This is a genomic window from Xanthomarina sp. (assembly GCF_035306705.1).
Classification (GTDB): Bacteria; Bacteroidota; Bacteroidia; order Flavobacteriales; family Flavobacteriaceae; genus Xanthomarina.
The window spans coordinates 48,729-60,595 of sequence record NZ_DATGNO010000074.1; the positions used below are offsets into that span (position 1 = coordinate 48,729).

The 11,867-nt window shown below is 36.5% G+C and carries 8 protein-coding genes; all 8 read left to right on the forward strand.

What is annotated here, in order from left to right; translation table 11 throughout:
* Positions 1-18 precede the first annotated feature (18 nt).
* Positions 19-1,113 (forward strand): redox-regulated ATPase YchF, encoded by a 1,095-nt coding sequence (ychF, locus tag VKY47_RS06300; RefSeq protein ID WP_324311311.1) that lies wholly within the window; start codon positions 19-21, stop codon positions 1,111-1,113.
* A gap of 438 nt (positions 1,114-1,551) precedes the next feature.
* A complete protein-coding gene (locus VKY47_RS06305; RefSeq protein ID WP_324311313.1) occupies positions 1,552-3,411 on the forward strand; it encodes a DNA topoisomerase IV subunit B in 1,860 nt (619 codons plus the stop codon).
* The gene (locus VKY47_RS06310) at positions 3,408-3,890 is read left to right on the forward strand and encodes a hypothetical protein (RefSeq protein WP_324311314.1); all 483 of its coding nucleotides are present in this window, start codon (positions 3,408-3,410) and stop codon (positions 3,888-3,890) included. Before VKY47_RS06305 ends, VKY47_RS06310 begins: the two co-directional genes overlap by 4 nt.
* Entirely contained in the window at positions 3,890-6,520 is a 2,631-nt protein-coding gene (locus VKY47_RS06315) for a DNA gyrase/topoisomerase IV subunit A (RefSeq protein WP_324311316.1), read from the forward strand. The genes VKY47_RS06310 and VKY47_RS06315 overlap by 1 nt, the downstream gene beginning before the upstream one ends.
* Before the next feature lie 145 nt (positions 6,521-6,665).
* Complete coding sequence (locus VKY47_RS06320; protein WP_324311318.1) at positions 6,666-9,635, forward strand: DUF4394 domain-containing protein; 2,970 nt, start codon at positions 6,666-6,668, stop codon at positions 9,633-9,635.
* 176 nt (positions 9,636-9,811) lie between these two features.
* Complete coding sequence (locus tag VKY47_RS06325; protein WP_324311320.1) at positions 9,812-10,399, forward strand: hypothetical protein; 588 nt, start codon at positions 9,812-9,814, stop codon at positions 10,397-10,399.
* A 110-nt stretch (positions 10,400-10,509) separates the two neighbouring features.
* Positions 10,510-11,043 carry an outer membrane beta-barrel protein gene (locus tag VKY47_RS06330; protein WP_324311322.1) on the forward strand — a complete coding sequence of 178 codons (534 nt, stop codon included), beginning with the start codon at positions 10,510-10,512 and terminating at the stop codon, positions 11,041-11,043.
* A gap of 160 nt (positions 11,044-11,203) precedes the next feature.
* Positions 11,204-11,842: a porin family protein gene (locus VKY47_RS06335; protein WP_324311324.1), complete on the forward strand. Its 639-nt coding sequence runs from the start codon at positions 11,204-11,206 to the stop codon at positions 11,840-11,842.
* The last annotated feature ends 25 nt before the right edge of the window (positions 11,843-11,867 follow it).

The following is an 11,867-nucleotide window of genomic DNA, read 5'->3' on the forward strand; positions in this document are numbered from 1 at the left end:
GGAGTAGGGATAGGAAATATGAAAGCAGGCATCGTAGGATTACCAAACGTCGGAAAATCGACCCTTTTTAATTGTTTATCTAATGCCAAAGCGCAAAGTGCCAACTTTCCGTTTTGTACCATAGAGCCTAATATCGGGATCGTAAACGTTCCTGATCCTAGATTGGAAAAACTGGAAGAACTTGTACAGCCTGTACGCGTGCAACCAGCAACCGTAGAGATTGTAGATATTGCAGGTTTGGTAAAAGGCGCGAGTAAAGGCGAAGGACTGGGAAATCAGTTCTTGGCAAATATTCGTGAAACAGATGCCATTCTTCACGTGTTGCGTTGTTTTGATAACGACAATATTGTCCATGTAGATGGAAAAATAGATCCCATTCGCGATAAAGAAACCATCGATATGGAGTTGCAGTTAAAAGACTTGGAAACAGTCGATAAAAAACTGGAGAAAGTAAAACGTGCAGCTAAAACAGGAAATAAAGAGGCCCAAAAAGAAGAAGCTGTTTTATTAAAAATCAAAACGAGTTTAGAGGCTGGAATTTCTGTAAGAGCTTTAGAGTTTTCGGAAGAAGATTATGAAGATTTTGTAAAACCAAGCCAGTTAATTACAGACAAACCGGTAATGTATGTATGTAATGTGGACGAAGGAGCCGCTGTTTCTGGAAACGCCTATGTAGATTTAGTAAGAGAAGCCGTAAAAGACGAAAATGCTGAGGTATTGGTATTGGCAGTTGGTACAGAAGCAGATATTAACGAATTGGACGATTATGAAGAACGTCAGATGTTTTTATCAGATATCGGTCTGGACGAACCAGGATCCTCAAAATTAATCCGTTCGGCTTATAAGTTGTTAAACTTGCAAACCTATTTCACGGCTGGAGTTAAAGAAGTCCGTGCTTGGACAGTAGATGTTGGAGCTACGGCACCACAAGCTGCAGGAGTTATTCACACCGATTTTGAAAAAGGTTTTATTAGAGCTGAAGTCATTGCTTACGAGGATTTTGCTACGCTTGGTAGTGAAGCCAAAGTAAAAGAAGCTGGAAAAATGCGCGTGGAAGGAAAGAACTACATTGTTAAAGATGGCGATGTCATGCATTTCTTGTTTAATGTGTAACAAGTTGATTAACTGTTTAATTTAAAGTTGTATGCAGTAACGTTATTTATCAAGAATTAGAGGCAGATATCTCCTAGGATAAACGTGGAGGTGATGACCAATGGCGCTCCTTTGCAACAGAACTTTGTAACTAATTAAATATGTTGTAACTTGCTTTATTCTAGAGCATATACAAGACCCCAATTAACTAAAAAATCAAGTGTAAATTCCTAAGTTATCCTAGGTTCACCCGTAGATACTTAATGGTTAGTCCATATCAACCCTATGGATACGCCATATACACCTTAATAATAGTCGCTGTCAACCAGTATAAGCGGATTAAAAGCCAATGTTCTCAACAACAAGGGCTTTTTATTGTTAATTACTTTGTAGCTCTGGTATTTTATATTTTAACACGAAACCTTATATTAGCAACGTACCAAAATGTTGCGCCAAATTATGTCTGAACAATCCAATTATACCGAAGATAACATCCGCTCCCTAGACTGGAAAGAACACATTAGAATGCGTCCTGGAATGTATATTGGGAAACTAGGCGATGGATCATCTCCAGACGATGGTATTTACATACTTTTAAAAGAGGTATTGGACAACTCCATAGACGAGTATGTTATGGGAGCTGGAAAAACCATCGATGTATCCATTCAAGGCAATAAAGTAATTGTTCGCGATTATGGACGGGGTATTCCCTTGGGTAAAGTGGTAGACGTGGTTTCTAAAATGAATACCGGTGGAAAATACGACTCCAAAGCGTTCAAAAAGTCGGTGGGCTTAAATGGGGTTGGTACTAAGGCTGTAAACGCCTTGTCCTCCTTTTTTAGAGTAGAATCCACTCGAGATAATAAATCGGCTTCGGCTGAATTTGAACAGGGAAATCTTACCAACCAAGATCTATTGGATGATACTTCCAGAAGAAAAGGAACAAAGGTCTCTTTTATTCCGGACGATGTCATCTTCAAAAATTATAAGTACAGAAGCGAGTATGTGGTTAAAATGCTTAAAAACTATGTATATCTAAACACTGGGTTGACCATTATTTTTAATGGTGAAAAATATTATAGTGAAAATGGTTTAAAAGATCTTTTATCCGAAAACATTAAGGATACAGACAGATTATACCCCATTATCCATTTAAAGGGCGAAGATATTGAAGTAGCTATTACACATAGTAAAACCCAATATAGTGAAGAATATCATTCCTTCGTAAACGGACAGAACACCACACAAGGAGGGACGCATTTAGCTGCTTTTAGGGAAGCTTTAGTAAAAACCATTAGAGAGTTTTATGGAAAAAACTATGAGGCTTCAGACGTTAGAAAATCGATAGTTTCGGCTGTTTCCATTAAAGTGATGGAGCCTATTTTTGAAAGTCAGACCAAAACAAAACTGGGTTCTACAGATATGGGAGGGAAGCTGCCAACGGTTAGAACCTTTATTAACGATTTCCTAAAAACACATTTAGATAATTATTTACATAAAAATCCGGAGGCTGCCGAAAAGATTCAACGTAAAATCCTTCAAGCAGAACGCGAACGTAAAGAACTTTCTGGAATTAGAAAGTTAGCTAAAGACCGAGCGAAAAAATCAAATCTTCACAATAAAAAGTTGCGGGATTGTCGTGTGCATTTTGGCGATATCAAAAATGAAAAATATTTAGAAAGCACTCTGTTTATTACGGAGGGAGATTCGGCTTCCGGAAGTATTACCAAATCTAGGGATGTGAATACCCAAGCCGTTTTTAGCTTAAAAGGTAAACCCCTAAACTCCTATGGTTTAAGCAAGAAAATTGTTTATGAAAACGAAGAATTCAACCTCCTTCAAGCCGCTTTAAATATCGAGGAATCTTTAGAGGATCTGCGATATAACAACGTAGTAATAGCTACAGATGCCGATGTGGATGGCATGCATATTAGACTGTTATTGATTACTTTCTTCTTACAATTCTTTCCGGAAATTATTAAAGAAGGACATTTATATATTTTGCAAACGCCTTTATTTAGGGTGAGAAATAAAAAGGAAACCATTTATTGTTATTCCGAAGAAGAGCGTCGCAATGCTATTGAAAAACTAAAACCTAAACCAGAAATCACCCGATTTAAAGGTTTGGGTGAGATTTCTCCAGACGAGTTTGTGCATTTTATTGGTGAAAATATTCGTCTAGATCCTGTGATGTTGGATAAGGACATGTCTATTGAAGAATTGCTTTCTTTCTATATGGGTAAAAATACGCCAGACAGACAGGAATTTATTATAGACAACTTAAAAGTAGAGTTGGATTTAGTTGAGGAAAAAATATGAGAACCAATAATTCTAAAGTAAGAAATGTTATTATTTCCGTCTATTTTGTGCTGATTGTTTTGGCTGTACTATTGGCAATTATCTTTAGAGTATTTAACGAATTGACCCCAAACCCACTCATAACTATTTTTGTACTAGTGTTTGGTTTTGGTGCGCTGTTCTTTATCGTTCATTTTATTTCAAAATACTTTGAATACGATAGCGACGGCTTAAAAGTGGTAGTTACCAATAAAGGGTTATTGCTCTCAGACCATTTTAATTACAGAGAACATTCGGTAGAATTTCACAAAGACAAACTTATAGGCTTTAAATTCAATAATTACTTAGTGTATAAGGAGTTGGTGCTGTTTATTAAAAGTTCGAACGGACATACCAAAAAAGAACGTTTTAATGTGACTTTGGTTTCTAGAAAAAAAAGAAAATATATTAGACAATCATTAAGTAAAATGATAAAGGAAAACAGAAAATCTAAGGATTAATGAGCGAAGAGAACAACAATTTGTTAAATGATCAAGAGGAAAATCAAGAAACCATTACCAAGGTTTCTGGCATGTTTAAAGACTGGTTTTTAGATTATGCATCTTATGTAATCTTAGAACGCGCCGTACCTGCCATAGAAGATGGCTTTAAGCCCGTACAACGTCGTATCATGCATTCCATGAAGGATTTGGATGATGGGCGTTATAATAAAGTGGCCAATATTGTTGGACATACCATGCAGTATCACCCACATGGAGATGCTAGTATTGCAGATGCCATGGTGCAAATTGGACAAAAAGATTTATTGATAGATACCCAAGGAAACTGGGGAAACATCCTTACAGGAGATAGCGCTGCAGCTTCCCGTTATATAGAAGCACGTTTGTCTAAATTTGCTTTAGATGTTGTTTATAATCCAAAAATAACCGAATGGCAGGCGTCTTACGATGGAAGAAGAAAGGAACCTGTAAACCTTCCGGTAATGTTTCCGTTGCTTTTGGCGCAAGGAGGGGAAGGAATTGCCGTAGGACTTTCAACAAAAATATTACCTCATAACTTTATTGAACTGATTGATGCTTCGATAAAACATTTAAAAGGGAAAGGCTTTACTATTTATCCAGATTTTCCTACAGCAGGAATAGCCGATATTACCAATTATAACGATGGTTTACGTGGTGGAAAAGTTCGTGTTAGAGCCAAAATTTCCCAATGGGATAAAAACACGTTGGCTATTACCGAAATTCCTTTTGGATCCAATACCTCGTCTTTAATAGAAACCATTTTAAAGGCCAACGAAAAAGGGAAGATCAAAATCAAAAAAATAGAAGATAATACAGCTGCAAAAGTTGAAATCTTAGTGCATTTGCCTCCAGGAATTTCTCCAGATAAAACCATTGATGCTTTATATGCGTTTACGGGTTGCGAGACGTCCATTTCACCATTAGGTTGTGTTATTGAAGACAATAAACCTTTGTTTGTAGGTGTATCCGAAATGCTGCGTCATTCTACAGATAATACGGTAAAACTCCTAAAAAGTGAATTGGAAATTCAGTTGGGCGAATTTGAAGAACAATGGCATTTTGCTTCTTTGGAACGTATTTTTATTGAAAATAGAATCTATCGCGATATTGAAGAAGAAGAAACTTGGGAAGGCGTTATTCAAGCTATTGATACTGGATTAAAACCTCATACTACTCATTTAAAACGCGCTGTTTTAGAAGAGGATATTGTTAGGTTAACAGAAATTCGAATCAAACGTATTTCTAAATTCGATATCGATAAAGCCCAACAAAAAATAGATGCGCTTGAAGATGAAATAGCGAAAGTAAAACACCATTTGGCAAACTTGATTGATTATGCCATTGCTTTTTTTGAAAGACTTAAAAAGGACTACGGAAAAGGAAGAGAAAGACAAACGGAAATCAGACTTTTTGAAGATGTAGATGCTGCCAAAGTGGTTATTAGAAACACCAAACTTTATGTAAATAGAGCTGAAGGTTTTATTGGAACCTCTCTTAAAAAAGATGAATATGTTTGCGATTGTAGCGACATAGACGATATTATTGTGTTTACCAAAGAAGGGAAAATGATGGTGAGCAAAGTGGATGCAAAAATCTTTGTAGGTAAAGATATCATCCATGTGGCCGTCTTCAAGAAAAAGGATAAACGCACCATTTATAACTTGATTTATAGAGATGGGAGCAAAGGCCCATCATACGTAAAGCGTTTTTCCGTAACTTCTACAACCAGAGATAGAGAATACGATTTAACCAATGGCACCAAAGGTTCCATGCTTTGGTATTTTTCAGCAAATCCAAATGGCGAAGCCGAAATGGTAACCATTAATTTGCGACAAGTAGGAAGCATTAAAAAACTGAAATGGGATTTAGATTTTGCCGAGGTTTTAATTAAAGGTCGCGCATCTAAAGGAAATGTGGTAACTAAACATGCCATTAAAAAAGTTGAGTTAAAGGAAAAAGGAGTATCCACCTTAAAACCTCGTAAAATATGGTTCGACGACACGGTGCAACGTTTAAATGTAGACGAGCGCGGTGAATTGGTTGGAGAATTTAGAGGGGAAGACCGTATTTTAATTATTACCCAATCGGGTAACGTGAGAACTATTATTCCAGAAATCACAACGCATTTTGAGGACGATATGATAGTCATGGAAAAATGGATTCCTAAAAAACCTATTTCTGCTATTTATTTCGATGGGGAAAAAGAACGTTATTATGTGAAGCGTTTTGTAGTTGAAAACGAAGCTAGGGAAGAAAGTTTTATTTCCGATCACCCGAATTCGAAACTTGAAATTGTTTCAACAGATTGGCGTCCAATAGCAGATGTGGAGTTTACTAAAGAGCGAGGCAAGGACCGAAAAGAAAATATGCAAGTAAATTTTGAAGAATTTATTTCGGTAAAAGGAATTACAGCTCTTGGCAACCAGTTAACTCGAGATAAAATCAATTTGGTAAGCTTATTGGACTCCTTGCCTTATGAAGCTCCTGAAGAAATAGCAGCTGAAGATATTGAGGTGGTTGATGAAGAAAATGTATCACATTTAGATAGCGAGCCCTCTGAAGATAATGATAGCAATTTGGATGGCGAAGGACAGATAACATTGTTCTAATAAATCATGAACTCTAGTCATACTTATTTATTTTCTATGGAGGTAAATGTTTCGTAATTGGTTGGTTATATGTGACTTATTTAAAAAAAAGGATTGATAAAATAATTTAGTTTTGTAAATTTAGATATTAATCAATCCTTTTTTTATGAAAAACACCATACTTAAAACGTTGTTTTCCTTTGCATTTTTATTGATTTTAACGTCGGTGAATGCACAAACAACTAGAGAATCCCAAATCCCTACTGCAGTAAGAGACGTATTACACAAGCTACAATCTGTTGATAATTTGGCTTTAAGGGAACCAGCTGGTTTACTTAACGATGTAGAGAAACAAATTCTGAAAGAGTATTATCAACCTTCAAAACTGTCTAATAACACATTCCGGGCCACTGGAGATGTTTACGCTTTAGATGTTAGAAATGATGGAATTTATGGAAGTTTTCCATTAACTGGACCTTTTAATATCAATCAAGTTGCCTTAATCCCAAATGATATTTATGCTTCCGATTTTGATGTGACAGGTACTTTGTATGCATTGGAAACCACCAATGCCAATTTACTGTCAATAGATCCAGACACAGGTTCTCTAACAGTTGTAGCCCCTCTTACAGGAGCAGCTGCGGGAGTTTCTTATTCCGGATTGTCATGGAATCCAGTGAACTCTACCATGTATGCGCTTACTACGGATGGAGCTACATCTACCTTGTTCACCTTAAATCTAAGCACAGGTGTTTTAACTACTATTGGAAATACAGGTACCCCTTTGGCTATTTGGATCGCTATTGATAATGCGGGTATTATATATATGGCGGATATTTCTACCGATAATTTATATACCCTAAGCCCAACCACAGGTGCTGCTACCTTAGTTGGACCTTTGGGTGTGGATATATCCTTTGCCCAAGAAGCAGATGTAGATCCAGTAACCAATACCTTATATATGGCTGGTTATATTGGAGGAGGTGTGAATAATATTTACACCTTAGATGTCACTACGGGAACAGCAACAGCCATTGGGACCGTAAATAGCAATGCTGCCGAATTGGGAATGTTTGTCATTGATGGCCCTATTGTTATTGATAATAATTTTATTTGCGACGATGCTATAACCATTGGATTAGGTGTTATTAATTCCAATGGACCTTCCAATAGTGCTGGAGGCGCATCCAATGTGTGCCTAGCAGGCGCCACAAATGCCGAATGGTATGCTTATACGGCAACGCATTCAGGGAGTCTGACCATTACTTCCGACTTGACTTCCAATACAGGAATAGATACCAGAGTGTCTGTTTATAACAACAATTGTACAAGCTTAGCTTGTATGGCTTCCGATGATAATTCTGGAGCAAATAACACATCGACGCTAGTTGTTCCTGTAGTAAGTGGAACCACGTATTTAATAGAATGGGACGATGCTAATAATGCCAATGCCTTCGATTTTGAATTATCTCTAGATATTTCATGTCCAGATCCTACAAATTTTATGGTTGGAACGGTCACGTATGATTCGGCGACTTTTAGCTGGAATGCTGTAACTGGAGCAACAAATGGCTATGTGTTAAATGTCTTCACTTCGGGTTCCGATCCTGATGTAGATTCACCTGTTTATACTGAAAATATTCCTTCGGGAACATTGACGGCGACAGCTAGTCCATTGGCTCCTCAAACCATTTACGATGCGTATATAAGTGCAGATTGCGATGATGATGGGATGTCTAATGCCATTAAGAAGAGTTTCGAAACAGAGGTAGCACCTCCAGTTTGTGGTGGAACCTATGCAGATGCTGGTGGTGCTTCAGGACCTTACTTGCCAAATGAAAATACCGTAACAACTATTACACCTGATGTTTCTGGAGATGTGGTAACGGTAACTTTTACCTACGTAGATATTGAAAGTTCGACTGGTAGTGGAAACCAAGGAGGATGTTGGGATTTTTTAACAGTTTATAACGGACCAAATACAACTTCTCCTGTTTTGGCCCAAACACTTTGTAGTGAAGAAAGTGGAGGAGGAACCATACCTTCGGTGCCAGGTAGTGTCCTTTCAGTTGGTATGTCTTTTACCTCTACAGATGTTTCAGGAGCTTTAACCTTTGTATTTACGTCAGATGATATTGTTCAAAAAACGGGATGGTTAGCAGATGTTACTTGCGGTCCGCCACCAACTTGTGTGACTCCTGGGGCATTCACAAATACAATTAATACAGATACCACTGCAACTTACACTTGGGGCCCAATTGCAAATGCTAGTAATGGGTATGTATTTAGTGTGTTCAATAATGGAGACGATCCTGGAACAGGAACTCCTGTATATACTGAAAATGTCGCTTTTGGAACAAATACGGCTACGGCAACGGGTTTATTATCCGACACTATTTATAACGCATATATTATTGCAGATTGTGATGCCGATGGGATGTCGTCGGCTAGTTCTAACACCTTTACTACCGAAATAACACCACCTACCTGTGGAGGTGTTTTTGTAGATTCAGGTGGGGTTTCTGGAAATTATTCAGCGAATGAAAGTACAACAACTACGATTGCACCCGATGTTTCTGGAGAAGCCGTTACTGTAACGTTTACATATGTAGATATAGAAACTTCTACTGGAAACGGAGCTCAAGATGGCTGCTGGGATTACTTAACCATTTACAATGGTCCAAATACAGGTTCTCCAGTATTGGCTCAAACCCTTTGTGGAGAAGAAAGCGGCGATGGTAGCGCACCATCCGTTCCAGGTAGTTTGCTCTCCATTGGGATGTCTTTTACCTCTACGGATGCTTCTGGAGCTTTAACTTTTGTATTTACATCCGATGGTAGTTTTAATCAAACAGGTTGGGCAGCAGATGTTACGTGCGGACCTTTATCTGTGGATGAATTTGCTTTAAGTCAGTTCAATTATTATCCAAATCCAACAACCGGTTTGTTGTATATCAATGCCAAACAAGTTATAGATTCGGTAAAAATAATCAACTTGCTCGGGCAGGAGGTATTGAATTTAAAACCTGGAACCATGAATGCCACTTTGGATTTTTCAAATTTAAGTCCAGGTGCCTATGTGTTACAAGCCACTGTAAGTGGGAATTTGAAGTCTTTTAAAATTATTAAGAAATAAGACTTTTGGCTTTTAATAATGGATAATTAAAAAGAAGAGTGCTGCAAAAGGCTGCCTTCCTTTTCATAAATTTATTTTTATAAAAAAGATTGAAATGTTAAAAGGAATAAATTATTTAACTATATTTATAACGACAATTAAATACCTTAATTAATTAATTAATTAATCAATAGACTATGAAAAAAATGTTTTTATTTGCTGCAATAGCAGTTTTCGGATTAACCTCAATGAATGCTCAAAACGATTTTGCAGATAAAGCCAAAAATGGTGGCTTTTATGTGGGAGCGAATATTGGATTGCCATTAAGTACTGCAAGTGATATTGCTGCCTTTAACTTCGGTTTTGATGGCGCTTATTTGTTTGAAGTTATAGACAATTTAGAAATTGGGGGCTTAGTTGGTTACACGCATTTTATTGCAGATGGCGATTATACCTACTATAATTATGGCAATGGTAATTATCTTGTTAGAAATTATAAAGATGCTTCTTTTATTCCTATTGCTGCTTCTGCGAGATATTACTTTGCAGACCATAAGTTTTTTGGAGGCTTAGATCTTGGTGTTGGTGTTAATGTATCAGGTGATGCAAAATCAGGTTTTTATGCCAGACCAAAATTTGGTTTCGATTTAGGAGTTGTTTCATTAATTGCATCTTTCCAAAGTATTTCAGGAGGTGTTGATTATGGAGACTCATACTATGGAGGAACATATGTAACTGGAAATGGTTTTAACTCATTCAATTTTGGAGTTGAATTTGGATTCTAAAAAATCAGATATAATTACTATTAAAATATTTAAAAACCGAAGTTTGACTTCGGTTTTTTTCTGAACACACATTTTCGAAATAAATTTAATTGAATAAAAAATCAAACCTTATGAAGAAACGAGTTTTAACACTATTGGTAGCTACCTTGTTCAGTGCGTTTACTTATGCTCAAGCTGGTTTTAATATTGGAGGAAGTATCGGATTTCCTTATGAAAATTATGATGGCTATGATTTCTCTTTTGCTTATTCGATAGATGCTAATTATTTATTTGAAGTAAACCAGGCCTTTAATATAGGCTTAGCCACAGGATATGGACAGGCTTTTGGAGACAGTTATTATGTTGGTCCTATTTATGGGAATTTTAATACTCCAGACTTTCAATATGTGCCTGCAGCAGTAGCAGCCAGATTTAATGTTAACAGACGGTTGGTATTTGGTGCTAATATAGGTTATGCCTTTTCTGTAACAAGTGCAAAAGATAATTTTAATAACAATTATTACGATGGTGGTTTTTACTGGAGACCGATGTTTGGTTTTAATTTAAATGATCAATTCCAATTGAACGTTAATTATATTGGAATTAGCGATTATTATTTTTATTACTCGGCATTTAACCTAGGCTTTACAGTAAATCTAAACTAAATGTTTTCCATATTAGAATGAAAACCGAAGCTACTAACTTCGGTTTTTTTATTATAATATCTTGTTAAATGTGCTTGCTTTCTTGTTAAATACTGTTAACAGCACGTCTGTATTGGAAATTCATGACGTAAATAGTATGTTAACCTTAAAAACAAGAAACATGAAAAAAATAGTTTTATTTACAGGATTAGTCATTTTTAGTATGAGCGGCATGTTTGCGCAAGCAGATTCCAAAGCTGTTCAATTTGGTGTTAAAGGAGGTGTCAACTCTGCTACAATTTCTGGAGACGATATTAACGATGCTAAATCACGAACCAGTTTTAATGTAGGGGTTTTAGCCGAAATCCCAATAACAGAAAGATTGTCAATCCAACCCGAAGTTATGTACTCTGGCCAAGGTTTTGATGTAAAGGAAATAGATCAAGATAATATTTTTGATACAAATGAAAACGTAGAATATCAACTAGATTATATTCAAGTACCAATTTTATTAAAAGCTTATTTGGTTAAGGGTTTGAGTGTAGAAGTAGGACCTCAATTTGGATTTAAAATTCACGAAGAACTTGATTTTCAACCTAACGCAGATGGAGGTGACATAGAAATTAATCCGGAAGATTCTTATATCAAGGATTTTGACACCAGTTTAGCCATTGGCGCTGGGTATAAGTTCGATAATGGCTTTTTTGTAAATGGTCGTTATAACTTGGGTTTAACAAACATCTTTAAGGAAGATACCATTTTGGAGAATATAGATGCAAAAAATGCCGTTTGGCAAGTTGGACTTGGATTTATGTTCTAATCCGTAACTCATAAAAATAAAAACC